Source organism: Streptomyces sp. NPDC005898 (assembly GCF_040629635.1).
In the GTDB taxonomy this organism is placed as follows: domain Bacteria; phylum Actinomycetota; class Actinomycetes; order Streptomycetales; family Streptomycetaceae; genus Streptomyces.
In genome coordinates this window covers 108,187-131,051 of the sequence record NZ_JBEXWC010000005.1, presented here as the reverse complement: position 1 = coordinate 131,051, position 22,865 = coordinate 108,187, and the positions used below count along the sequence as shown (strand labels likewise).

22 protein-coding genes and 1 tRNA gene are annotated in these 22,865 nt (G+C 71.7%); 10 read left to right on the top strand and 13 right to left on the bottom strand.

The window, feature by feature from the left end; translation table 11 throughout:
• Positions 1–323: 323 nt before the first annotated feature.
• Positions 324–929, bottom strand: a complete 606-nt coding sequence (locus tag ABZ385_RS09590; RefSeq protein ID WP_358580152.1) for a DUF2017 domain-containing protein — start codon at positions 927–929, stop codon at positions 324–326.
• Positions 930–957: 28 nt separating this feature from the next.
• On the bottom strand, positions 958–1,263 hold the full coding sequence (clpS, locus tag ABZ385_RS09585) for an ATP-dependent Clp protease adapter ClpS (RefSeq protein ID WP_358580155.1): 306 nt from the start codon (positions 1,261–1,263) through the stop codon (positions 958–960).
• Between the two features lie 88 nt (positions 1,264–1,351).
• Here clpS and ABZ385_RS09580 point away from each other — a divergent pair, with 88 nt between their 5' ends.
• Both ABZ385_RS09580 and ABZ385_RS09575 read left to right on the top strand, forming a co-directional pair.
• Positions 1,352–2,680 (top strand): nicotinate phosphoribosyltransferase, encoded by a 1,329-nt coding sequence (locus ABZ385_RS09580; RefSeq protein ID WP_358697354.1) that lies wholly within the window; start codon positions 1,352–1,354, stop codon positions 2,678–2,680.
• A gap of 78 nt (positions 2,681–2,758) precedes the next feature.
• The gene (locus tag ABZ385_RS09575; protein ID WP_358580159.1) at positions 2,759–3,343 is read left to right on the top strand and encodes an isochorismatase family protein; all 585 of its coding nucleotides are present in this window, start codon (positions 2,759–2,761) and stop codon (positions 3,341–3,343) included.
• Between the two features lie 34 nt (positions 3,344–3,377).
• Here the strand turns inward: ABZ385_RS09575 and ABZ385_RS09570 are convergent, their stop codons facing one another.
• The gene (locus tag ABZ385_RS09570) at positions 3,378–3,677 is read right to left on the bottom strand and encodes a hypothetical protein (RefSeq protein WP_358580161.1); all 300 of its coding nucleotides are present in this window, start codon (positions 3,675–3,677) and stop codon (positions 3,378–3,380) included.
• A gap of 112 nt (positions 3,678–3,789) precedes the next feature.
• Positions 3,790–6,210 carry an immune inhibitor A domain-containing protein gene (locus ABZ385_RS09565; RefSeq protein ID WP_358580163.1) on the bottom strand — a complete coding sequence of 807 codons (2,421 nt, stop codon included), beginning with the start codon at positions 6,208–6,210 and terminating at the stop codon, positions 3,790–3,792.
• A gap of 475 nt (positions 6,211–6,685) precedes the next feature.
• Between ABZ385_RS09565 and ABZ385_RS09560 the strand changes: the two genes are divergently transcribed.
• Entirely contained in the window at positions 6,686–7,012 is a 327-nt protein-coding gene (locus tag ABZ385_RS09560) for a hypothetical protein (protein WP_358580165.1), read from the top strand.
• 46 nt (positions 7,013–7,058) lie between these two features.
• Here ABZ385_RS09560 and ABZ385_RS09555 read toward each other — a convergent pair whose 3' ends face one another.
• Positions 7,059–7,817 (bottom strand): RDD family protein, encoded by a 759-nt coding sequence (locus ABZ385_RS09555; RefSeq protein WP_358910689.1) that lies wholly within the window; start codon positions 7,815–7,817, stop codon positions 7,059–7,061.
• 55 nt (positions 7,818–7,872) lie between these two features.
• The gene (locus ABZ385_RS09550) at positions 7,873–9,402 is read right to left on the bottom strand and encodes an RDD family protein (RefSeq protein WP_358910687.1); all 1,530 of its coding nucleotides are present in this window, start codon (positions 9,400–9,402) and stop codon (positions 7,873–7,875) included.
• Positions 9,403–9,681: 279 nt separating this feature from the next.
• Here ABZ385_RS09550 and ABZ385_RS09545 point away from each other — a divergent pair, with 279 nt between their 5' ends.
• On the top strand, positions 9,682–10,161 hold the full coding sequence (locus tag ABZ385_RS09545) for an SsgA family sporulation/cell division regulator (RefSeq protein ID WP_358588036.1): 480 nt from the start codon (positions 9,682–9,684) through the stop codon (positions 10,159–10,161).
• A gap of 49 nt (positions 10,162–10,210) precedes the next feature.
• On the opposite strand, the gene ABZ385_RS09540 is transcribed toward ABZ385_RS09545, so the two are convergent.
• Positions 10,211–11,581, bottom strand: a complete 1,371-nt coding sequence (locus tag ABZ385_RS09540; RefSeq protein ID WP_358699963.1) for an FAD-linked oxidase C-terminal domain-containing protein — start codon at positions 11,579–11,581, stop codon at positions 10,211–10,213.
• A gap of 145 nt (positions 11,582–11,726) precedes the next feature.
• Between ABZ385_RS09540 and ABZ385_RS09535 the strand changes: the two genes are divergently transcribed.
• Positions 11,727–13,223, top strand: a complete 1,497-nt coding sequence (locus ABZ385_RS09535; RefSeq protein WP_358588065.1) for a tetratricopeptide repeat protein — start codon at positions 11,727–11,729, stop codon at positions 13,221–13,223.
• On the opposite strand, the gene ABZ385_RS09530 is transcribed toward ABZ385_RS09535, so the two are convergent.
• Positions 13,209–13,658 carry a MarR family winged helix-turn-helix transcriptional regulator gene (locus ABZ385_RS09530; RefSeq protein ID WP_358588040.1) on the bottom strand — a complete coding sequence of 150 codons (450 nt, stop codon included), beginning with the start codon at positions 13,656–13,658 and terminating at the stop codon, positions 13,209–13,211. The two genes, ABZ385_RS09535 and ABZ385_RS09530, sit on opposite strands and share 15 nt — an antisense overlap.
• Positions 13,659–13,757: 99 nt before the next feature.
• On the opposite strand from ABZ385_RS09530, the gene ABZ385_RS09525 reads away from it, so the two are divergent.
• Entirely contained in the window at positions 13,758–14,315 is a 558-nt protein-coding gene (locus tag ABZ385_RS09525; RefSeq protein WP_358910685.1) for a quercetin 2,3-dioxygenase, read from the top strand.
• Positions 14,316–14,366: 51 nt separating this feature from the next.
• Here the strand turns inward: ABZ385_RS09525 and hppD are convergent, their stop codons facing one another.
• On the bottom strand, positions 14,367–15,515 hold the full coding sequence (hppD, locus tag ABZ385_RS09520) for a 4-hydroxyphenylpyruvate dioxygenase (RefSeq protein ID WP_358588044.1): 1,149 nt from the start codon (positions 15,513–15,515) through the stop codon (positions 14,367–14,369).
• Positions 15,516–15,636: 121 nt separating this feature from the next.
• On the opposite strand from hppD, the gene ABZ385_RS09515 reads away from it, so the two are divergent.
• On the top strand, positions 15,637–16,107 hold the full coding sequence (locus tag ABZ385_RS09515) for an Lrp/AsnC family transcriptional regulator (protein ID WP_358588046.1): 471 nt from the start codon (positions 15,637–15,639) through the stop codon (positions 16,105–16,107).
• A 30-nt stretch (positions 16,108–16,137) separates the two neighbouring features.
• Here the strand turns inward: ABZ385_RS09515 and ABZ385_RS09510 are convergent, their stop codons facing one another.
• The 3 genes from ABZ385_RS09510 to ABZ385_RS09500 form a co-directional block, all read right to left on the bottom strand.
• Positions 16,138–16,947: a S16 family serine protease gene (locus ABZ385_RS09510; RefSeq protein ID WP_358699588.1), complete on the bottom strand. Its 810-nt coding sequence runs from the start codon at positions 16,945–16,947 to the stop codon at positions 16,138–16,140.
• A 101-nt stretch (positions 16,948–17,048) separates the two neighbouring features.
• Positions 17,049–17,690, bottom strand: a complete 642-nt coding sequence (locus ABZ385_RS09505) for a helix-turn-helix domain-containing protein (RefSeq protein WP_160505296.1) — start codon at positions 17,688–17,690, stop codon at positions 17,049–17,051.
• Between the two features lie 329 nt (positions 17,691–18,019).
• Positions 18,020–19,819, bottom strand: a complete 1,800-nt coding sequence (locus tag ABZ385_RS09500; RefSeq protein ID WP_358699658.1) for a DEAD/DEAH box helicase — start codon at positions 19,817–19,819, stop codon at positions 18,020–18,022.
• Positions 19,820–20,391: 572 nt separating this feature from the next.
• On the opposite strand from ABZ385_RS09500, the gene ABZ385_RS09495 reads away from it, so the two are divergent.
• The 3 genes from ABZ385_RS09495 to ABZ385_RS09485 all read left to right on the top strand — a co-directional run bounded on the left by ABZ385_RS09495 (position 20,392) and on the right by ABZ385_RS09485 (position 22,141).
• Entirely contained in the window at positions 20,392–20,805 is a 414-nt protein-coding gene (locus tag ABZ385_RS09495; protein ID WP_358910683.1) for a hypothetical protein, read from the top strand.
• The gene (locus ABZ385_RS09490; RefSeq protein ID WP_358910681.1) at positions 20,802–21,962 is read left to right on the top strand and encodes a hypothetical protein; all 1,161 of its coding nucleotides are present in this window, start codon (positions 20,802–20,804) and stop codon (positions 21,960–21,962) included. Before ABZ385_RS09495 ends, ABZ385_RS09490 begins: the two co-directional genes overlap by 4 nt.
• A gap of 104 nt (positions 21,963–22,066) precedes the next feature.
• Positions 22,067–22,141, top strand: a tRNA-Cys gene (locus ABZ385_RS09485).
• A gap of 60 nt (positions 22,142–22,201) precedes the next feature.
• Here the strand turns inward: ABZ385_RS09485 and ABZ385_RS09480 are convergent.
• The gene (locus ABZ385_RS09480; protein WP_358910679.1) at positions 22,202–22,801 is read right to left on the bottom strand and encodes an ABC transporter ATP-binding protein; all 600 of its coding nucleotides are present in this window, start codon (positions 22,799–22,801) and stop codon (positions 22,202–22,204) included.
• Positions 22,802–22,865 lie beyond the last annotated feature (64 nt).

Here is a 22,865-nt window from a genome sequence, read left to right as displayed (position 1 = left end):
TGCGGATCAGGTCCTGATCCCCCCGGATATGTATGGAGTGCTACCGGCGGTCTGCCGGCCCGAGCGCCCTCGGTGACATGGGTGGCGTCACCGAGCGGTCGTGAAGATTTATCACGGCGGCAACAGTGAGGGAATCGGCCACCTGTGGCGCACACCACAGGGAGAAGCGGACAAAGTCCGCCTTGGTGCGTATAACCGGACAATGAAGTGACGGGATCGTTATCCGGATTTGAGCGTCCGCTGAGCGAACGGACCGCCATGTGAACAGAAGGTGCCCTGTACAGCAAATGCAGCTGTCCTATGCACCCATTTTCGGCCCCCGCTCAGTCCAGCAACGTCCCGACCAGCGTCTCCTGCAGTCCGCCGAGCCAGAGGTACGCCATCACCATCGGCTTGCGCGGATCCGCGTCCGGCAGCCGGTAGAGCAGATCGGCGTCCTCCTCGTCGGTGACCTCCAGGCGCGTGCCGATCGCGAGCCGCAGGTCATTGAGTGCCCCGAGCCAGTGCCGCGACTCCTCGACCGACAGTTTCAGGACAGCTCCGCCCTCGCCCGGGGACGCCATCGCGTCCAGCGAACGGATCACGACCAGCGCGTCCTCCCGCTTCTTGGCCCGCAGGTCGTTCTCCGTGAACCGGCGGAACTCGGCCGAATACGCGCGCAGTTCGTCCTCGCGCCCGACGTCCCCGGTCTCACTGCCGGGGCCCCCGTACGCGTCCGGCAGCAGGCGCTGCAGCACGGGGTCGGCGGGCGGCTCGCTCGGCCCCTGGGCGAACAGCTCGGCCAGCGGGTCGTCCCCGGGCTCCCCGCCGGGGCCGGGCCCGATCAGCTCCAGGAGCTGCACGGCGAGGGAACGGATGATCGAGATCTCGACCTCGTCGAGCGCGACGGCGGCGCCGCCCCCGGGGATCGGTTCGAAGTGTCCAGGCATCAGATGCGTCGCTGCTTCCGGTCCGCCGCTACTTGCGGTCCTGCTGAAGGGTGGCCCACAGCCCGTACCCGTGCATGGCCTGCACGTCGCGCTCCATCTCCTCGCGGGAGCCGGTGGAGACGACCGCGCGGCCCTTCTCGTGCACGTCCATCATCAGCTTGGTGGCCTTCTCCTTGGAGTACCCGAAGTACGTCTGGAACACGTACGTCACATAGCTCATGAGGTTCACGGGGTCGTTGTGCACGAGCGTGATCCAGGGGACGTCCGGCTCGGGGACGACGAACGTCTCCTCGTCCGATTCCGGGCGGGTGATCTCTGCGGGAGCCGTACTCACACGCCCATGCTGCCACCTCGGTGGGGCACTCGCACAAACGGGCCCACGAAATCGTCAGAGTGACGAGATGCGGGGTAGCATCCTTCGCATGAACACAGCGGACCTTGGCCTGCCGGTGGATGTCCCGTCGACGGCGCTCTTCACGGACCAGTACGAGCTGACCATGCTGCAGGCCGCACTGAAGGCCGGCACCGGCGATCGGCGCTCCGTCTTCGAGGTCTTCACCCGCAGACTGCCCGAGGGGCGGCGCTACGGCGTCGTGGCGGGCACCGGCCGGGTCCTGGACGCGGTGGAGAACTTCCGCTTCGACGCGGACGTCCTCGGCTTCCTGCGCGAGCGGGACATCGTCGACGAGGCCACCCTCCAGTGGCTGGCCGGCTACCGCTTCACCGGCGACATCTGGGGCTACCCCGAGGGCGAGGTCTACTTCCCCGGCTCGCCGATCCTGCGGGTCGAGGGGTCCTTCGCCGAGTGCGTGCTCCTGGAGACCGTGATCCTCTCCATCCTCAACCACGACTCGGCCATCGCGGCCGCCGCCTCCCGGATGTCCTCGGCCGCCGGCGAGCGCCCGCTGATCGAGATGGGCGCCCGCCGCACCCACGAGCTGGCCGCCGTCGCCGCCGCCCGCGCCGCGTACGTCGGCGGCTTCGCGACCACCTCGGACCTCGCCGCCGGCTTCCGCTACGGCATCCCGACCGTCGGCACCAGCGCCCACGCCTTCACCCTGCTGCACGACAGCGAGCGCGACGCCTTCCGCGCCCAGGTCGACTCGCTGGGCCGCGGCACGACCCTGCTCGTGGACACCTACGACGTCACCGAGGCCGTCCGCATGGCCGTGGAGGTCGCCGGGCCGGAGCTGGGCGCCGTACGCATCGACTCCGGAGACCTGCTGCTCGTCGCCCACCGGGTGCGCCAGCAGCTGGACGAGCTGGGCGCGACCGACACGAAGATCGTGGTGACCTCCGACCTGGACGAGTACGCCATCGCCTCCCTGCGGGCGGCGCCCGTGGACGCGTACGGCGTGGGCACGCAGCTCGTCACCGGCTCCGGGCACCCCACCGCCTCCATGGTCTACAAGCTGGTCGCCCGCGCCCACTCGGCGGACCCGGCGGCGCCCCTGGAGCCCGTCGCGAAGAAGTCGCTGGGCGCCAAGAGCTCCGTGGGGGGCCGCAAGTGGGCCGCACGGCGGACCGACGAGCACGGCGTCGCCGAGGCGGAGGTCGTCGGCACCGGCGCCGTGCCCCCCGAGCTGGCGGACCACCAGCTCCTGGTCGAGCTGGTCAAGGGCGGCCGGGTCGTCGCCCGGGAGCCGCTGGACACCGTCCGCGACCGGCACGCGGCCGCGCGCGCCGGGCTGCCGCTCTCGGCGACCCAGCTCTCGCGGGGCGAGGCCGTCATCCCCACGGAATACCTCTGACGGGCCCGGGCAGGCTCCCTTCCCGCACCGCACCCCGCGTCCCTCCGCTCGTCGTCACCCCACCAAAGGACACCGCCCATGCGCCGCGCGCTGATCGTCGTAGACGTCCAGAACGATTTCTGTGAGGGCGGCAGTCTCGCGGTCGCCGGGGGCGCGGACGTGGCCGCGGCCATCACGGAGCTGATCGGGCAGGCCCCGGCCTGCTACCGGCACGTGGTGGCCACCCGGGACCACCACATCGATCCGGGCCCGCACTTCTCGGACCGGCCGGACTACGTGGACTCCTGGCCGCCGCACTGCGTGGCGGGGACGGAGGGCGTGGGCTTCCATCCCAACTTCGCCCCCGCCGTCGCCTCCGGGGCGATCGACGCCGTCTTCGACAAGGGCGCCCACTCGGCGGCGTACAGCGGTTTCGAGGGCGTCGACGAGAACGGGCTGTCCCTGGCGGACTACCTGCGGGAGCGGGAGATCACGGAGGTCGACGTGGTCGGCATCGCCACGGACCACTGTGTGCGCGCCACCGCCATGGACGCGGCGCGCGAGGGCTTCGGTACCACCGTGCTGCTGGACCTCACCGCGGGCGTCTCCGCGGAGAGCACCGAGCGGGCGCTGGCCGAGCTGCGCGCGGCGGGCGTCGAGCTGACGGGCAAGCCCGTCGTCTGACCCGGGACAGGGCTCGGCCGCTCCGGGGCCGGGCTCAGCGGCGCAGCGCCCGGATCGGGTGCCACAGCTCCTGGAGGGAATTGGGCGCCGTACGCCATATCAGGCCGTCCGGGTGGTGCAGCACCGCCGTTATCTCGTCCGGCGTGGGCGGTTCCGCGTTGCCCCGCAGGTACACCGCCCGCAGGCCGAGGTTGCGGAGCCTGGTCAGGGCCCTCGCGCGGTTCACAGCGTGCACGATCATGCGGACCGCGCCGCCGGCCGGCGCCGGGCTCGGCAGGGTCAGTGCCACCACCACGGTGCCGTTCGGCAGCTTGCAGAAACCTCCTGCGGCCATGCCGGATCACTCCCCCGTCAATAAGAAGTACACAGCACGCACCTAAACACGATCGGCCGCCGCCCGCTAGGGGGCGACGGCCGATCATGGCTTGACCTGCACTAACGCTGGATCAGCGCTTGGCGGGGCCCACCTGGACCGTGATCGAAGAGCCGTCCTTCGGCTGCTTCAGGATCTGGATCTTGGTGTTGGTGTCAGTGACCTTGACACTTCCGGTGGGGTTGGACGCGTACCAGTAGGTGCCCTTGTGGTCGTCGAAGGCCGGGACGCCCTTCTGGGACTTGAGCTTCAGCGCGACGTCCGCGTTGTGCAGCGTGAACGCGTCCGTCGCGTACTTGCTGAACGGCGCGTCGTACGGCTGGATCTTGTTGCGCAGCAGGTCGCCGTTCTTCCACTTCAGCGGCTTGGCGTGCGCGTCGACGGGGAGGATCAGACCCTCGCCGGGGTGCTGGCTGGTGTTGTTGTCCTTCTGGGAGGTGTCCCACTGCCAGACCATCAGGCCGGTCTGGTAGGGGTAGTGCTCGACCCAGTCGGGGCGGGTGGTCGAGAAGCCGAAGTTGTACGGGCCGACCTTGAGGGTCTTGTCGTACGAGACGTACTGGCGGTTCTCGGCCAGGTAGTACTGGTCGTACTTCTTGGTGAAGGACTCGCCGATGCGCGAGAAGCCCTTCGTCGCCCAGCCGTTGTCGTCGCCCTCGGCGCCGTCCTCGAAGAGCTTGGCGCCGTCCGCGGTGATCGCGATGGCGTCGGCCGCGAAGCCCTTGCCGCCCGCGCCGCCGTCGGTGGAGTAGCGGAAGCGGACGTCGATCTTCTTGCCGGCGTAGGCGTCGAGCGGGAAGACCAGCTTCTTGTACGCGCCCGAGACACCGGTCAGCGCGGGCTTGTCGCCGGCGTCACGGGTGATCGGCCTGCCGTCCGCGGTGCCGTCGACCGGCGTCCAGTTGGCGCCGCCGTCCGTGGAGACCTCGGTGTAGAGGTAGTCGTAGTTGGCCTCGATGTCCCACCAGCCCTGGAGCGACAGGTCGGCCTTGGCCTTGCCGGTCAGGTCGACGGAGCGCGTCAGGGTGTTCTTCAGGTCGTCGCCCTGGTTGCTCCACCACTGCTTGGAGCCCTCGGCGGGCTTCACGATCTTGGTGGTGACGGCCTTCTTCGGCAGGTCGACCACGAGCGCCTGGCGGTGGCGGGTGTTGTACTCCGAGACGCCCAGCTTGTGCTCGGAGGTGGTGGCCGCCTTGGCCTTGGCGTAGTCGAGCCAGCCCAGCTGGAACTTGTCCCAGGCGGTCATGTCACCGGGCAGGTCGCCGATCGCGTCCTTGCCGGTGCCGAGCCAGGAGCCGGCCGACATCAGCGACCAGAAGCCGACCGAGTTCTCGCCCTTGCCGCTGGTGTCGTACAGGTCCGGCAGACCGAGGTCGTGGCCGTACTCGTGGGCGAAGACGCCGAGGCCGCCGTTCTCCGGCTGCATCGTGTAGTCGCCGACCCAGATGCCCGAGTCGCCGATCTGGGTGCCGCCGGCCTTGTTGTTGCCGGGGCCGGTGCGGCCCGCGTCGTTGCCGTACGCGTACCAGCGGTGCGCCCACAGGGCGTTCTTGCCCTCGGCGCCGCCGCCGGCCGACTCGTCCTCGCCCGCGTGGACGATCTGGAAGTGGTCGATGTAGCCGTCGGGCTCGTTGAAGTCGCCGTCGTTGTCGAAGTCGTAGCGGTCCCAGAGGTCGTACTTGGCCAGGTCCGCCTTGATCTGCGCGTCGGTGCGGCCCTGGGCCTTCTGGGCCTTGGCCCAGGCGGTCACGCCGTCCTTGACCGCGTCCCAGACGTTGGCGCAGTTGGTGTCGCCGCAGTAGTTCGAGCCGTAGCGCGCCTCGTTGTAGTCGACCTTGACCCAGTCGGAGACCGCGCCGTCGACCGAGTAGCGGCCCGAGGAGGTCTTCTCGTAGTAGGTCTTCAGCGAGTGCTTGGCGTTGCCCTTGCTGTCCTTGCCCTCTCCGAAGTACAGGTCCTCGAAGTGCTTGCGGTTGTAGTCCGCCTGCCAGGCCGTGCTGTTGTCCTTCGCCCGGTCGGGCTTGGCTATCTTGTTGTGCAGCGGGCCGGGCTTGCCGCCGTACTTCTTGACGGGCTGCTCCGGGCCCTCGGGGCCGTCCGGGTCGTACATGGTCGTGTCGTCGACCTTGTTCCCGAACTCCACCAGGATCGTGAAGACCTTGTCGGTCTTCTCGCGGCCCAGCTCGACGTACTTCTTGTCGTCGAGCTTGACGACCTTGGAGGCGCCGCGCTTCTGCACCTTGGCGTCGCCCTCGATGACCTGCTGGAGCGCCGCCTTGCGCTGCTGCGCCTGCTGCTTGCTGAACGGACCGTCGAGGTCGTGGTCGACCTGTGCCTTGAGGCGCGACGGGTCCTGCCGGTCGACGGCGGGAGCCGCACCCGGCGCCCCGTCCCCGGGCGCGGCCGCGGCCGTCGACACCGAGTACGTGGCGGCCGCCGCGGCCACCGCTACGGCCACCGCCGTTGCCCTGAACGTGCGTGTTCTGACTGTCACTTGATGAATGTCCTCCCCACGCGCCCGCGCGAATGGCGGACCGAGATCCCGGTCGGAAGGGAGGTCCGCGCGCGATGTACGCGTCACAAGTGACGACATTCGACCGGAAGTGCGGGAGAAAAGACAGACCTTGACTTGAACAGGCCAAGTGCACTATGCGACCTGCGGATCCGCTATCCGGACACCGGGCACGTGCTCACCGTACGTTCGAACAAGCGCGCCGCACCGTCCACTTGATGGACGTCGTGAACCCGTGCGCCCCCCGTGCTCCGGCACCGTGGGTTAGGTCACGCTTACCGCCCGTTCCCGTCGGGCATGCAGCGTCATAGGGTCAAACGACGGTGCGCCACCACGCGGGACGGCACCGGCGTGCACCCTTTGCTTCGCGAAGATCGGTACCCATATCCGCATCCGCCCCCACGGCCAGCACGTGGGGGGATCACTGCCGAGGACGGATCACGTCATGCCTCGTCCCATGCCACGTCCGACCACCGCACAGATCGCCTACGGTTCGGTGACCGTCGTCTTCTCCACGCTCGCCATGCTGCTGCTCTCCCAGACGGGTTCGGGAGTGGCCGGTGTCGCGGTGATAGCGGTGGCCGCGCTCGGCCTCGGCTTACTGGTGGCGATGACGGTGCCGGCGCCCGCACCGGAGACGCCTGTGCAGGAGACACCCGTGTCGGAGGCGCCCGCGCCGGAGGCGGCCGTGTCGGAGGCGCCCGCCGGGGCCGCCGCCTCGGGACGCGTCCCCGCGCAGCGCGCCGTGCTCGCCGAGTCCGTACGTGAAACGGCGGGCCCGTGAGTCACGGGCCCGCCGGTCGTGGTGCCGCCGCACCGGGTGTGTTCCGTCAGACGCCGACCACCACCGTCTTGGCGGCCTTGTCGTGCAGGCCCTGTTTGTAGGGCTTGTCGAAGAAGCTCCAGCCGCCGCAGATCGCCGTCCAGATGCAGGCGCAGCAGAACGCGAACGGCAGCCAGAGCACGGCCGCGCGGACGAGCGCGGTCTGCGTGCTCGGGGTGGCGCCGTCACTGAGGTTCGCGACGCGCATCCCGAGCAGTTTCTTGCCGAGCGTCTGCCCCGTCCTGGAGATCATGACGGTGTCGTACGCGAGGTAGAGCACGGCGGCCAGCAGGGACTGGCCGAATGACCGGCCCGTGTTCACCTTGTCCGGGTCGACGTCGTACTCGGATGTGTTGAACAGCCAGGACAGCAGCCACACGACGATGCCCACGAGGATCATGTCGATGATGCGGGCGAGGACCCGCTTGCCGCTGTCGGCCAGCGGGGGCATGCCGGCCAGCGGATCCTGCCCGCCGTACCCGCCAGGACCGCCGTACCCGCCGGGGCCGCCGGGTCCGCCGCCGTAGGGGCCGCCGCCTCCTCCCCCGTACGGGCCGCCGCCGCCATAGGGGTCGCCGCCGTCGGGCGGGGGCGGGACGCCGTAGGGAGAGCCGCCGGGGCCCGGGGGTGTGTTCCCGTACGGGGCGCCGCCGCCCGGGGGCGGGGTGTCGTAGGGGGAGCCACCGCCCGGCGGGGGCTCACCCGGCGGCTGCTTCTTGAAGGGGTCGTCGTCCGGCGACGGGTTCCGCGGCGGTTGGGTGCTCATGGCCCGAGTCGACCGCGCCCGCCCGGCCCGCGCATCCGGCGAGCGGCCGACCGGGTTACCCGGCGACGAAGGTGCCCGCCGCCTTGTCGTGCCAGCACTGGCGCCACGGCTTGTCGACCAGGCACCACAGCACGCCGACGACACCGATCACCAGGAACCCCGGCACGCTGTAGACGAGCCAGCGCCGCAGTGCCGCGCCGAACGTGGGCGTCTCGTGCTCCTCGATGTCCCGCACCTCGATGCCGCACACCCGCTTGCCCAGCGTGCGGCCCCACTTGGCGGTGGGCAGCACCTCGTACAGGACGCCGAAGAGGAGGACGACGGCGAGGACGAGGCCGAGGCAGCCGGCGGTGGTGCCGTCGAGCAGCCAGACCGTGGTCCTCTCGCCCGACAGCTTCGCCGCGTCGATCTTGCTGTCGATGTGGTCGGCGGCCTTGGCGCCGAGCGGCAGCGCCGCCGCGCCGGTGACGGCGGCGAGGGCGACCGTGTCGATGAGCCGCGCCACCAGACGCCTGCCGAGGCCCGCGGGGCGGGCCGACGCCTGGTTCCTCGCGAGCGCGAGGAAGGGGTCCTCGGCCACCGGCTTCCACGGCACGACCGGCTGCCCCTCGCCCTGCCGCGCCGGGTCCGGGGCGCCACCCGCGAGCTGGTGCACCTGCTGCGCCCAGGAGGCCGAGCCACCGCCCGGCCCCGCGGTGACGGGCGCACCCGCACCGCCCTGCGGGGGCGCTGCGCTGGGCTGGGGGTGGGGGGTCTGCGGGGGCTGGTGGGACTGGGCGGGCTGGTGCGGCGCCGGGGTCTGCGCCGGTGCGGAGGCCTGGGGCGGCACCGAAGCCTGCGGCCGTGCGGAGGACCGCGGTGGTACCGAGGACCGCGGTGGCACGGGAGCCTGCGGCGGTACGGGCGCCTGTCCGGCGGCGCCGCGGTCGGGGTGGTGTTCCGGGGCGGGGCGGATGGCGCGGATCGCCATGGTGCCGTCGGTGCCGGTCGCGGGGGCGGGGACCCCGGCGGACTTCACCGGGCCCGTGGGGCGGCGGAACGTCACGGTGCCCTCGGCGGAGGCCGGCTTGGACGCACCGGAGTTCGGGGCGCCGGAGTTCGGGGCGCCGGAGTTCGGGGCGCCGGCATCGGCGGTGGAGGCCTCGGACGCCGCGGCCCCCGGCTCCGCGGCGCGGCTCGTGACCGCGCCGGGACCGCTCGCGCCCCGCGCGGGGCCGGGCGCCGCCTCGCTCGGTACGCGCGGGTCGGCCCCGCCCGGTCCCGCGCCCCACGAGATCCGGCGCTCCTGCTCGCCGCCGAGGCCGGACTGGCGTGCGGCGTCGGCCTGCCAGGCGGACGCGGGCCCGGACGGCGCGCCCGGGTCCTCGTCGAAGAAGTGCGGCCCCGTCTCCTCCACCGGGGGCGCCACGGCGGCGCCCGCACCGGGCGGGAGCGGCAGGGGTTCGCCGTCGGACGGCGCGGGGCGGCTCGTACCGGGCACCCAGGCGGCGCCGTTCCAGTACCGGACATATCCGGGGATGGACGGGTCGGGGTAATAGCCTTCGCGGGGCCGCTCGTCGCCTGGGGCCGGAGTTGGGGCGCTCATGTCCGTCGTCCCGTATCTGCTCGGGGGTCGTGTGAGGGGTCCACATCTATCAGACCTCCGCGGGTCACCGGGCGGCTCCCGCCCCACGGACCACTTTCCGGGCACGCTTCCCACCCTTTCCCCGCGAGGCCCCCGCTCCCCGCGATCGCGGCTCGGGAGCGGCCCGTGAAAGACACCGGAAGAAATCCCGCGAACCCGCGTAATGCTGCGGGGCCCACGCGCTCTCCACTCGTACGGGTCCGCTCCCCGGGCCCCTCCGAGGAAAGGAAGCGCACCGACATGCACTCCGTGGTGGAACGCGAGCTCGAACTCAAGCTGATCCTCTCGCCGGAGCGGATCATCCCCGTCCCGGCCCGGCTCACCTACCGCACCGACGATCCCTACGCCGTCCACATCGCCTTCCACATCGGCTCGCGGCACCCCGTGCACTGGACGTTCGCCCGCGAGCTGCTGGTGGAGGGGGTGTTCAGGCCGTGCGGTCACGGGGACGTGCGGGTCTGGCCGACGCGGACGGACGGCCGGGGCGTGGTGCTGATGGCGCTCAGCTCACCGGACGGCGAGGCCCTCCTGGAGGCCCCCGCCGGCGCCGTGTCCGCCTGGCTGGAGCGGGTGTTGCGGGTGGTGCCGCCGGGCTCGGAGAGCGATCGGCTGGGCATCGACGACGGCCTCACGGAGCTGCTGGCGCCCACCGGGGGCCGGGTGGACGAGCTGTGGCCGCGCGAGTCGTGGCCCGCGGACGACGCCAAGGACGGTGAGTGAGCCGCGCGGCCACGGGGGCGCCGTCGCGCGGGGCTCGGCGGGGGGCGGGTCAGAACAGCTTGCCGGGGTTGAGGAGCGAGTGCGGGTCGAAGGCCGCCTTGACGGCCCGCTGCATCTCCACTCCCACCGGGCCGATCTCGCGGGCCAGCCACTCCTTCTTGAGGACGCCGACGCCGTGCTCGCCGGTGATGGTGCCGCCGAGTTCGAGGCCGAGGGCCATGATCTCGTCGAAGGACTCGCGGGCGCGCCGCGCCTCGTCGGGGTCCGCCGAGTCGAAGCAGACGGTGGGGTGCGTGTTGCCGTCGCCCGCGTGCGCGCAGACCCCGATGGTCAGGCCGTACTTCTCGCCGATGCGCTCCACCCCGGCGAGCATGTCCGCGAGCCGGGAGCGCGGCACGCACACGTCGTCGATCATCGTGGTGCCCTTGACGGCTTCGAGCGCGGTGAGCGACAACCGCCGCGCCTGGAGCAGCAGTTCGGACTCGGCGGTGTCCTCGGCGGGGACCACCTGGGTGGCGCCCGCGGCCTCGCAGAGCGCGCCGACGGCGGCGAGGTCGGCCGCCGGGTCCGGGGTGTCGAAGGCGGCGAGCAGGAGGGCCTCGGTGGTCTCGGGCAGGCCCATGTGCGCGAGGGCGTTCACGGCCTTCACGGTCGTACGGTCCATGAGTTCGAGCAGCGACGGGACGTGCCCGCCTTCCATGATCGCGCAGACGGCGTCGCAGGCGTCCTTGGAGGAGGCGAACTCCGCGGCGAGGACCAGCTGTCGGGGCGGCCGGGGGCGCAGCGCGAGGACGGCGCGGACGACGATGCCGAGGCTGCCCTCGGAGCCGACGAACAGGCGGGTGAGGTCGTAGCCGGCGACGCCCTTGGCGGTGCGGCGGCCGGTGCTCATCAGGCGACCGTCGGCGAGGACGACGTCGAGGCCGAGGACGTACTCGGCGGTGACGCCGTACTTCACGCAGCACAGGCCGCCGGAGGCGGTGCCGATGTTCCCGCCGATGGTGCACATCTCCCAACTGGAGGGATCCGGCGGGTAGTACAGGCCGTGTTCGCCGACCGCGCGGGACAGCGTGGCGTTGACGACGCCCGGTTCGACGACGGCGATCCGGTCGACGGGGCTGATCTCCAGGATGCGGTCCATCTTGACCAGGGACAGCACGATGCAGCCCTCGCTGGCGTTGGCGGCGCCGGACAGGCCGGTGCGGGCGCCCTGCGGCACCACGGGGACGCGCAGCTCGGTGGCGGTGCGCATGACGTGCTGGACCTGCTCGACGGTGCGCGGCAGGACCACGACGGCGGGGGTGCCCGCCGCGCAGAAGCTCGCCATGTCGTGGGCGTACGCGGAGGTGACGTCCGGATCGGTGAGGACCGCCTCGGCGGGCAGTCCCTCCTGGAGCAGTGCGACGAGGGTGCGGCTCATGATCACAGCCTCGCACCCGGGGCCATCGGTGTGAACCCGTGTGCGACGCCTTCGGCGCGCCGGGATGTGATCTTCGTATTGACGCACAGTGAGCGTCATGAAGTCCTACCGGTCCCGGTCCTCCCTGACGCCCTCCACGTCCCTCATGGAGCCCGCGAGGCCGCCCGGGAGGCCTTCGTCGCTGCGGCGCGTGCTGGTCGCCTCGGCGGTGGGGGCCGTGGTGCTCGGCGCCGCCCACGCGCTGGTGCCGCTGGACGACGAGAAGCCGGCGCCGCGCACGCTCGGGCCCGCGGGGCGCGCGCAGCTGGCCGTGGGGGCGGGGGCGCCGGCCGCGCTGCCCGATCTGACGGCGCTCATCCGGGAGCGCGAGGCGCATCTGCGGGCGCACCCCGGCGACGACCACTCCTGGGCGGTGCTCGGTTCGGCGTATGTGGCGCGGGGGCTGCGTACGGCGGACTTCGCCTCGTATCCGAAGGCCGAACAGGCGCTGCGGACCTCGCTCAAGGTGCGGCCCGTGGGCAATGCGGAGGCTTTGACGGGGCTCGCCGCCCTGGCGAACGCCCGGCACGACTTCCGGGTGGCCCGCGGGTGGGGCGAGCAGGCGGTGCGGCAGGCGCCCGCGCGGTGGACGGCGTATCCCCCGCTGATCGAGGCCTACACCGGGCTCGGCGACGCGAAGGCGGTCGGCAAGGCCCTGGAGTCCCTGCGGAAGCTGGGCTCCGGCGCCTGGGTCAGGTCGCGCACCGGTCAGGTCTACCGCGCCCGCGGCTGGCGCGAGGACGCCAACACGGCCCTGTCCGACGCGGTGGCGCTCGCCGAGACCCCCGCGGAGAAGGCGGCGTGCCTGCACGGCGCCGGGGAGCTGGCCTGGGAGCGCGGCGAACCGGCGCAGGCGCTGCGCTACTTCGACGCGGCGCTCGCCGCCGACCGGGACCACCACGCCTCGCTGGCGGGCCGGGGCCGCGCGCTCGCGGCGCTCGGCCGCACCTCCGAGGCGCTGCAGGCCTACCGCTCGGCGCTGACCAGGCAGCCGCTGCCGGAGTACGCCCTGGAGCTGGGCGAGCTGTACGAGTCGCTGCGGTTGCGGCCGGCCGCGCGCGCCCAGTACGACATGCTGCGGGCGCGCGTGAAGCAGGAGAGCGCGGGTGGCGTCAACAACGAGCGGATCCTCGGCCTGTTCGAGGCGGACCACGGCGACGCGGACGCGGCGGTGAAGCGGCTGACGGCGGAGTACAAGCGGCACGGCGGCCCGGCGACGGCGGACGCGCTCGGCTGGGCGCTGCACCGGGCCGGCGACGGCGAGGCGGCCCTGAAGCTCGCCACCAAGGCGACGGAGAAGGGCCCGGGCAACGCGCTGTTCGCCTATCACCGGGGGGAGATCGAGCGGCAGCTCGGCCACTACGGGGCCGCCCGGCGGCACATCGGGGAGGCGCTGCGGATCAACCCCTACTTCTCGCCGCTCGCCGCGCCCGAGGCGAAGGGCGCCCTGGAGGCGTTGGGCGAGCCGCCGGAGGGCGGTCCGGCGCAGATGTACGCGCCGGCCGACGCGCCTCCGCCACCGCCGCTGCCGAGCCCTCCGGCGCGGCGGACGGCGCCTCGCGGGGCATCGGCGGGGGCCTCCTCGGCGTCAGCGGGCAGCTGAGTCGGGGGCGGGCGGCGGGCCCCAGGGGGCTTCCAGGGCCGTGCGCAGGGCGCCGGCCAGGTCCTCGCCGATGCGTTCGGCGAGGTGTTCCTCCAGGCGGGCGAGGGCGGCCTTGGCCTGGAGGTGCGCGCGTGCGCCGGCCGGGGTGCGCCTGATCAGGCGCTGCCGGGCGGAGGCGGGGTCGGGGATCTGTTCGAGGACGCCGGCGGCGACGAGGCCGTGCACGGCCTGGTGGGCCGTCTGGCGGGTGACGCCCATGCGCCGGGCGAGTTCGGAGACGGTGGTGCCCTCGTCGTCCAGTACGGAGCAGAGCTGCACCTGGGTCGGGGAGACGGGGGCGGCCCCGGCGGCGGCCATGGCCGCGGAGAGCCCCTCCTCGAACCAGCGGCGGGCGTCGCCGAGGAGTTGGGGCAGGTCGCGCTGGGTGGACGGCATGACTTCCTCACAGGATGTGCTCACCGGCTTGCTCACCGGCACCCGGCAATGTCAGGCTACCTGACATCCCGTTCGGTCCCGACTCCTCCGGAGCATTCCATGGCCATCGAGTACGCCACGCGCCACCGGTCCGCCTCCCGCATCCCCGCGGACCCCGGCAAGCCCTACTTCATCGAGAAGGGCGAGGGCGACCGGGCCCATCTGTTCGGCGACCTGATCACCGTCTACGCGGGCGGCGAGCAGACCGAGAACACCTTCAACTTCTTCACCGTGGAGGGCCCCAAGGGCGACCTCATCCCCGCCCATGTGCACGCCGACACCCACGAGGTCTTCTACGTCACCCAGGGCGCCGTCCGCCTCTTCGTCGAGGACACCGAGGGCGAGCAGCAGGAGAGGCTGCTCACCCCGGGCGACTTCGGCTTCGTACCGAAGAACTGCACGCACGCCTACCGCATGGAGCGCCACCACAGCCAGGTCGTCGGCGTCGCCGCGGGACCCGGCGGGACCTTCGAGCGGTTCTTCGAGAACCTCGGCGCGCCCACCGGGCAGCACGGCCTTCCGCACCAGCCGCTCATCCCCGAGCCCCACAAGTGGGGCACGGTCCCCGAGCGGTACGACGTGACGTTCCTGCCCGACCACCAGTGGCGCACCCGGTGACCGGGTGCGCCGGAGCGGCGTGGACCGAAGCGGCGTCGGCCGGAGCGGCGGCTAGAGGTTGCCCCGCTTCTCCTGCTCCCGCTCGATCGCCTCGAACAGCGCCTTGAAGTTGCCCTTGCCGAAGCCCATCGAGCCGTGCCGCTCGATCATCTCGAAGAACACCGTCGGGCGGTCCTGGACCGGCTTGGTGAAGATCTGCAGGAGGTAGCCGTCCTCGTCGCGGTCGACGAGGATCTTCAGCTCGCGCAGGGTCTCCACGGGCACCCGGGTCTCCCCGGCCCACTCCCCCAGCGTGTCGTAGTACGAGTCGGGGGTGTCCAGGAACTGCACGCCGGCCGCGCGCATCGTGCGGACGGACTGCACGATGTCGTTCGTGGCGAGCGCGATGTGCTGGACGCCCGCGCCGCCGTAGAACTCCAGGTACTCGTCGATCTGCGACTTCTTCTTGGCGATGGCGGGCTCGTTGATCGGGAACTTCACCTTCAGCGTGCCGTCGGCCACCACCTTCGACATCAGCGCGCTGTACTCGGTGGCGATGTCGTCGCCCACGAACTCCTTCATGTTCGTGAAGCCCATGACCTTGTTGTAGAAGGCGACCCACTCGTTCATCCTGCCGAGTTCCACGTTGCCCACGCAGTGGTCGATCGCCTGGAAGGTCCGCTTGGCGGGCGGCTCCACGATCGGCTTCGCGGCGACGAAACCGGGCAGGTAGGGGCCGTCGTAGTCGGTGCGCTCCACCAGCGTGTGGCGGGTCTTGCCGTAGGTGGCGATGGCGGCGAGGACGACCTTGCCGTGCTCGTCCTTCTCCTCGTACGGCTCGGTGATCCCGCGCGCGCCGTGGGCGACGGCGTACGCGTACGCGGCACGGGCGTCCGGCACCTCGATGGCGAGGTCCACGACGCCGTCGCCGTGCTCGGCCACGTGGGAGGCGAGGAAGTGGCCGCGCTCGGTGGAGGCCTTGATGACGGAGGTGAGGACGAAGCGGGCGGCGCCGTTCGTCAGCACGTAACTGGCGGTCTCGCGGCTGCCGTTCTCCGGTCCGGAGTAGGCCACGAGCTTCATCCCGAAGGCGGTGGAGTAGTAGTGCGCGGCCTGCTTGGCGTTGCCCACGGCGAAGACGACCGCGTCCATTCCCTTGACCGGGAAGGGATCGGCCTCACGCGCGGTGTCGGGGGTGGGGTGGGTGCTGGTCTCAGTCATGAGCTGAGGCTCCACCCGATTGACAAGGTGCGCAATAGTTTGCGTTTTCAGTGGTCAGATTGCCCAGCGGAGGATCAGGATGAGCGGGCTATCTGTACATCATGACCATCCGGGAGGCCGCATGGCGATCGATCATCTGGACGGCAGGCTCATCGTGCTCCTGGCGCGCGAGCCGCGGATCGGGGTCCTTGAGGCGTCCCGCAGGCTGGGCGTGGCGCGCGGCACGGTGCAGGCACGGATGGACCGCCTCCAGTCCAACGGGGTCATCCGGGGCTTTGGCCCCGAGGTCGATCCCGCCGCGCTCGGCTACCCCGTCACGGCGTTCGCGACGCTGGAGATCAAACAGGGCCAGGGCGCGGACGTCCGGGCCCATCTGGCGACCGTCGCCGAGGTCCTCGAACTGCACACCATCACCGGCCACGGCGACATGCTCTGCCGCCTGGTGGCCCGCTCGAACGCCGACCTCCAGCGGGTGATCGACCGCGTGGTGGGCTTCACCGGCATCGTCCGGGCCTCCACGGCGATCGTCATGGAAAACCCCGTCCCCCTACGGATCATCCCCCTGGTGGAACAGGCGTCCGAGGACCCCTGAGCACAGGCCGCCGGGCCGCGCTGCGGCTGGTCAGCAGTTCGGGACGGCGGTGCCCTTGGCGAGGGAGCGCAGGGCCTCGACCGTTCCCTTCAGGGTGGTGACCGGGACGAGGCGCAAGCCCTTGGGGCGGTTGGCACGGGCGTCGGCGCACTCGGCCTTCGGGACCAGGAAGACCGTCGCGCCGTCGCGGCGCGCGGCCCGCGTCTTCAGGGCGACGCCGCCGACCGGGCCGACCTCGCCGGCGGCGTTGATCGTGCCGGTGCCCGCGATGTCGCGGCCGCCCGTGAGGTCGGCGCCGCTGCCGTCGCCGTCCAGTTTGTCGATGATGCCGAGCGAGAGGAACAGGCCTGCGCTCGGGCCGCCGATCGCGCCGAGGTCGGCCTTGACCTTCACCTTGCCGGTGTCGTCGAAGCCGTTCGCCTTCAGGTAGCCGAGCGCCGCCTTGGTGGCCTCGTCCTGCGACTTCCTCATGTCCCCGAGGTTGTGCTCGCGGACTTCCTTCACGTTGTCACCGGTCGGGTAGACGGAGTCCTTCGGCATCACGGCCCGGTCGCGGCGGAACCAGCCGTCGACCACGTCGCCGAGCCGCACGTCCATCTCGGGCCCCGTCGCGACGATCGTCGTCATGCGCAGGGCGCCCTTCGTCTCCCGCGTGGGCACGCCGGTGATGGTCAGGACCGGCTCGCCCTCGTACTTCCCCAGGACGTTCGCCGTCCCCCCGGGCTGCGCCACGGCGTACGGCAGCGGCGCGAGCCCCGCCACGGCGAGCAGCGCCGCGACGGGCAGCGCGCAGACGAGGAGGACCTGGGGGCGCGTGAAACGAGGCAGGGAGAAGACCACGGGATCAATCTAACGTGACGTCCGGGGCGACCTGGAGCCACCGAGCCCGTCCGGCGTTCGAGGACGAGCCCGGCGCAACCGGCGACGGCGCCCGCCCGAGCTCAGCGCAGCGCGTCCGCGACCTCCCGCGCCGCGTCCACCACCCGCGGCCCCACCCGCTCCGGCACGGAGTCCGCCAGCATCACCACGCCCACGCTGCCCTCGATGCCGGTCACCCCGACCAGGGGGGCCGCGGCGCCGCTCGCCCCGGCCTCCAGCTCCCCGTGGGTGAGCGCGTAGCCGGGGTCGGTCGCCAGCCCCTGCCGGGCGGCCAGGATGGCGCGGCCCGCGGCGCCCCGGTCCAGGGGATGGCGGAAACCGGTGCGGTACGCGACGTGGTAGTCCGTCCAGGTGGGCTCGACCACCGCCACCGCGAGGGCCTCCGTGCCGTCGACGAGCGTCAGATGCGCCGTGGCCCCTATGTCCTCGGCGAGCGAGCGCAGCGCGGGCAGCGCGGCCTCGCGGACCAGCGGATGCACCTGCCGGCCGAGCCGCAGCACGCCGAGGCCGACGCGGGCGCGCCCGCCGAGGTCCCGTCGTACCAGGGCATGCTGTTCGAGCGTGGCGAGCAGGCGGTACACGACCGTGCGGTTCACACCGAGCTTGTTGGACAGCTCGGTGACCGTCAGGCCATGGTCGGTGTCGGCCAGCAGCTTGAGGACGCGCAGTCCTCGGTCCAGCGTCTGGGATGTCTCCGCGGTCACGACGCCCACTCCTTTGGTGAGGGTCGGCGACCTCCTTACGCGGCGGTTGCGCCGCCGGTCCCGTGGGCGACGCGCGTCAGAGGCCGCCGGTCGGAACACCGGCTGCGCTCCGCGGCGGCGCTGCCACGGGGCGTGTGCGTGTGCGGGGACAGTAGCGAGGCCGTCCCGCTGAGCGGAAGACTTCGTCCAGAATCCGGGCATCGGGAGGTCCGCGGCGCCCCCATTGCCCCGTTACGCGGGGCGCGAGGGCAGGCGTGCGCACGCCCTGCGCACAACCCCTCCCCACCCGGAACGCCCCGCTCCTGCCGGACGGCCGAGCGCCGCGCGGCTCACTTCATGCGGGTGGCCCACTCCTGGACCTTCTCGATGCGCTGGCGCAGCTGCCCCGCCGTGGCCTCCGCGCTCGGCGGCCCGCCGCAGGTGCGCCGCAGCTCGGTGTGGATCACGCCGTGCGGCTTCCCGCTCTGGTGGACGTACGCGCCGACCATCGTGTTGAGCTGCTTCCGCAGCCCGAGCAGCTCCTTGTGGGAGACCACGGGACGCCGCTCGGCGGGCAGCTCCAGGAGGTCCGCCTCCTCGTCCGGCTTCTTCCTGCTGTGCGCGATCTGCCGGGCCTGCCGCTTCTGGAGCAGCATCTGCACCTGGTCGGGTTCGAGGAGTCCGGGGATGCCCAGATAGTCCTGCTCCTCCTCGCTGCCCGGGTGCGCCTGCATGCCGAACTCGGCGCCGTCGAACAGCACCCGGTCGAAGACGGCCTCGGACTCCAGCGCCTCGAAGGAGAACTGCTCCTGCTCGCCGGTGTCCTCGTCCTGCTCCTTGTTCGCCTCGTCCATCTCCTTCTCGGACTCGGCGTAGGGGTCCTCCTCGCCCTCCTTCTTGGGCTTGTCGAGGGCGTGGTCGCGCTCGACCTCCATCTCGTTGGCGAAGGTGAGCAGGTCGGGCACGGTGGGCAGGAAGACGGAGGCGGTCTCGCCGCGCCGCCTGGACCGTACGAAACGGCCGACGGCCTGCGCGAAGAAGAGCGGGGTGGAGATGGTGGTCGCGTACACGCCGACCGCCAGACGCGGCACGTCGACGCCCTCGGACACCATGCGGACGGCGACCATCCACCGGTCGGTGCTCGCGCTGAAGTCGTCGATGCGCTGGGAGGCGCCGGTGTCGTCCGAGAGGACGACGGTGGCCCTGGTCCCGGTGATCTCGCGGATCAGCTTGGCGTAGGCGCGCGCGGAGTCCTGGTCGGAGGCGATGACGAGCCCGCCCGCGTCCGGGATGGCCTTCCTGACCTCGGTGAGCCGCTTGTCGGCGGCCCTGAGCACGTTCGGCATCCAGTCGCCCCGGGGGTCCAGGGCGGTGCGCCAGGCCTGCGAGACGGCGTCCTTGGTCATCGGCTCGCCGAGCCGGGCCGCGATCTCGTCCCCCGCCTTGGTGCGCCACCGCATGTTGCCCGAGTACGACAGGAAGATCACGGGCCGCACGACGCCGTCGCCGAGGGCGCTGCCGTAGCCGTAGGTGTAGTCGGCGGCCGAGCGCCGGATGCCGTCGTTGCCCTCCTCGTACGTGACGAAGGGGATCGGGTTGGTGTCGGAGCGGAACGGCGTACCGGTCAGCGCCAGGCGCCGCGTCGCCGGCTCGAACGCCTCCAGGCAGGCCTCACCCCACGACTTCGAGTCACCGGCGTGGTGGATCTCGTCCAGGATGACGAGCGTCTTGCGCTGCTCGGAGCGGTTGCGGTGCAGCATCGGCCGCACGCCGACGCCCGCGTACGTGACGGCGACGCCCTGGTACTCCTTGCTGAGCGGCCCCGCGCTGTACTCCGGGTCCAGCTTGATGCCGATCCGGGCGGCCGCCTCCGCCCACTGCTTCTTCAGGTGCTCGGTGGGGGCCACCACGGTGACCTGCTGCACGACGTGGTGGTGCAGCAGCCAGGACGCGAGCGTGAGCGCGAACGTCGTCTTGCCGGCGCCGGGGGTGGCGACGGCCAGGAAGTCTCGCGGCTGCTCCTGGAGGTACCGCTCCATCGCCCCCTGCTGCCAGGCACGCAGCTTGTTGGCGGTGCCCCAGGGGGCGCGGCCGGGGAAGGCGGGCGAGAGGTGGTGGGAGGAGTTGGCGGCGGCGCTGGTGGTAGTCACGGTCTCCGGGTTTTTACGGCTCGGGTACGTACGACAACCGGGCCACCTTACCGGTGATGGATCGGGGTGCCGGTGAGATCGGGGCGGGGGCCGGGGCGGGTGCGACCGGTCTCACACGGACGTCCCGCCCCTCGCACTTACGTTCCAACGCGTACGTTCCTGCGTCCGTCCCCGTGGCCGGAACGCCGGCCCCCCTCCCGGCGGGGCCCACCGGGATGCCTTCGGCCGTGCGGTGCCTTTGATGGGTGCCGGGGGCCACCCTGCTCATCCGGAGTGTGGCGGCTCCGGCGTGCCGGTCAGAGGCAGGCCCCCGAGGAAGGGGGTGGGTGGTTCCCTTTCGCTGCCGGGTGCGGATTGGTTCGTCAATGCGGACGCCGGGCGGCCCGCCCCGCGCCTCCCCGCCAAATTGCCTCGACCACCTCGTGACGACCACCTCCTGGCACTAGATAGACCGTTCCACTCCCTCTCCTAGTGGAGTCCCTTGCCCCCTCGACCCGACCCTGGTCACCCCGACGGGCATTGCCTACGCTGAGCCGCGTCGGCGCAGCGGGAGCGGGGAAGCGGGGACAGGCGTGGATCCAGAGATCGTCACCGTCGCGGGGGTGGCCGGCACCACCCTGGTGAGCGCGTTGACCACCGACGCGTGGCAGCACGCGCGCGACGGCGTCGTCGCCTTGTGGCGCCGCTTCCGCCCCGAGGGCGCCGACGCCGTGACGCGGGACCTCGACGAGGCCCGCACGACCCTGCTGGCCGCCGCCGGCACCCCACAGGACGAGGTGACGGCGCAGGCCCTGCGCCTGGCCTGGCAGGGGCAGGTGATGGCCGTACTGCTGTCCGACCCGGAGGCGGTCGACGCCGTGCGCACCCTGCTCGCCCGGATCTCCCCGCCGCAGGGGCAGGAGGCGAGCGTCCGGATGCACGCCACCGCCAAGGACCACGGCCGGATCTACCAGGCCGGGCGCGACCAGCACATCACCGAGCGGTGACGCCGGTGCGCCCGGCCGGCGGGAACCCGCCCCGCTTCCACGGGGAGGCCGACGGCGGCGGACGCGTGTACCAGTCGGGGCGCGACCAGCACGTGACGGAGAACCACTTCCACCTCCCGGCACCCCCGCCCACCCCCGCGACCGGAGGCATGGGCATGGGCGCGGACACCGACCGCAGAGGCTTCATCCAGCGCGTCGGCGGCCTCGCGGGCGCCCTCATCACCGACGGCGTCAGCAGGAGCGGCAGCCAGATCAGGATCGACCCCGCGCTCATCGAGTCGCTCGCGACGCTGCGCCGCTCCCTGGTCGCCTCCGAGCGCTCCCTCGGCCCGGCCCAGGTGCTGCCGCTGGCCGAGCAGCAGGTCGCCGTCCTCACCTCGATGCGCAAGCAGACCGGCGACCGCGCGCTCGGCAGGGACATCCTCAAGCTCCAAGCCGCCTGGATGGACTTCCTCGGCTGGCTCTGGCAGAGCCGCGGCGACCACGAGACCGCGGGCTCCTACGCCGAGAAGTCGGCGATGCTGGCCACCGCCGCCGGGGACCCGGAACTCGCCGGGTACTTCCATGCCCGCAGGTCACAGCTGGCCACCGACGGCTTCGACGCCCACGTGGGCCTCGGTCTCGCCGAGCACTCCGTGGCGGGCGACCCGCGGCCGGGCCGCCTCCAGGCCTTCGGGCACCAGCAGCGCGCCCAGGCGTGGGCGCTGCTCGGCGACGCCCGCGAGGCGCTGAACGCGCTGGACATGGCCCAGGAGATGATCCACGGGCCCATGGAGGACCGGCGCGACCCGCTGGGCGTGTCGGCCAGCTTCATGACCGACAACTACCTGCGGGCCCAGCGGGCGATGATCCTGTTCAGGGTGGGCAGTCTGGAGCCGGCCACGGAGGAGATGCGTTCCTGCCTGGAGGTCTGGGACACCGGCTTCCACCACGAGAAGGGCCTGTTCCAGGCCCACTTGGCGCACGCCTATGTCCTCGCGGGCGACTGTGAGACCTCGCTGGCGTACGGGCGCGAGGCGCTGGGCAACGCGTTGGAGACCGGGTCCGGGCGGACTCTGCGCGCCCTCGGGGCCGTGGTCGTCGAGCTGTACGACAAGGTGCGCTGGAGCGCGGAGTTCGAGGCGTTCGCGCGGCGGGTGGAGTTCGCCTGTTCGTGAACGGGGTGTGGCGGTCCCGTTGCGGGGGTGGCCGTTTGCTTGAGGGGGGCGGCGCCGGCGTCTACGTTCAAGGGGTCGGGTTCGCACACCGGAACCCGGTGCACGGCCGTGTGCCCGAGTGGCTGAGGGGCTGGACTGCAAATCCAGTTACGCGGGTTCGATTCCCGCCACGGCCTCCACCGCGGGACGAGCGGGCTTGGACCCACGTCCCCGTGGGCCCAAGTCCGTACTACCTCACGTCACGAGGAGCCGACGAGCGAGGAATCGCGCACGGCGTATACGGCGTCACACCGCTCACGGACGTCGGCATCGTGGGTGGCGATCACCACCGCGCATCCGGCCTCGCTCATCTCACGCAGAATATCGATGACGATAGCGGAGTTGGCGTCATCGAGAGCACCGGTCGGCTCGTCCGCGAGCACCAGGGCCGGCTGCTTGACGATGAGCCGAGCCAGCGCCACACGCTGCTGTTCCCCACCACTGAGATAGTGGATCAGCTCCTTCTCCCGCCCGGCCATGCCGACCCGGCCAAGAGCCTCGGCGATGACCGCGCCTCTCTGCCCTTTCGCTCCCCGCCGTGGCCTGGCAGACACTTCCAGGTTTTCGCCGACAGTCACGTTATCGATCAAGGCATAGTTCTGGAACAGGTAGCCCAGAGTGTCCCTACGGAACTCGCGGGTCTCACGTTTACCGAAACGGGTGATGTCCTTCCCCTCGTACCGGATCACCCCGGCGCTCGGCTTGTCCAGCAGTCCAAGACAGTTGAGGAGGGTTGACTTACCCGATCCACTCGGCCCGACGAGAGCGAGCATTTCGCCTTGGTTGACAGTGAAGGACACGTCCCGCCACAAGGATCTCGCACCAAAGGACTTGGACAGGCTTTGGACGTCTATCACGATACAC

Coding starts and splice junctions, on each gene's coding strand:
- ABZ385_RS09570 (WP_358580161.1), bottom strand. CDS start 3,677: ATGGCCGCAGGAGGTTTCTGCAAGCTGCCGAACGGCACCGTGGTGGTG.
- ABZ385_RS09530 (WP_358588040.1), bottom strand. CDS start 13,658: ATGCCGTCCACCCAGCGCGACCTGCCCCAACTCCTCGGCGACGCCCGC.
- ABZ385_RS09550 (WP_358910687.1), bottom strand. CDS start 9,402: ATGAGCGCCCCAACTCCGGCCCCAGGCGACGAGCGGCCCCGCGAAGGC.
- ABZ385_RS09540 (WP_358699963.1), bottom strand. CDS start 11,581: ATGAGCCGCACCCTCGTCGCACTGCTCCAGGAGGGACTGCCCGCCGAG.
- ABZ385_RS09555 (WP_358910689.1), bottom strand. CDS start 7,817: ATGAGCACCCAACCGCCGCGGAACCCGTCGCCGGACGACGACCCCTTC.
- ABZ385_RS09590 (WP_358580152.1), bottom strand. CDS start 929: ATGCCTGGACACTTCGAACCGATCCCCGGGGGCGGCGCCGCCGTCGCG.
- ABZ385_RS09575 (WP_358580159.1), top strand. CDS start 2,759: ATGCGCCGCGCGCTGATCGTCGTAGACGTCCAGAACGATTTCTGTGAG.
- ABZ385_RS09535 (WP_358588065.1), top strand. CDS start 11,727: ATGGAGCCCGCGAGGCCGCCCGGGAGGCCTTCGTCGCTGCGGCGCGTG.
- hppD (WP_358588044.1), bottom strand. CDS start 15,515: ATGACTGAGACCAGCACCCACCCCACCCCCGACACCGCGCGTGAGGCC.
- ABZ385_RS09580 (WP_358697354.1), top strand. CDS start 1,352: ATGAACACAGCGGACCTTGGCCTGCCGGTGGATGTCCCGTCGACGGCG.
- ABZ385_RS09560 (WP_358580165.1), top strand. CDS start 6,686: ATGCCACGTCCGACCACCGCACAGATCGCCTACGGTTCGGTGACCGTC.
- ABZ385_RS09525 (WP_358910685.1), top strand. CDS start 13,758: ATGGCCATCGAGTACGCCACGCGCCACCGGTCCGCCTCCCGCATCCCC.
- ABZ385_RS09515 (WP_358588046.1), top strand. CDS start 15,637: ATGGCGATCGATCATCTGGACGGCAGGCTCATCGTGCTCCTGGCGCGC.
- ABZ385_RS09545 (WP_358588036.1), top strand. CDS start 9,682: ATGCACTCCGTGGTGGAACGCGAGCTCGAACTCAAGCTGATCCTCTCG.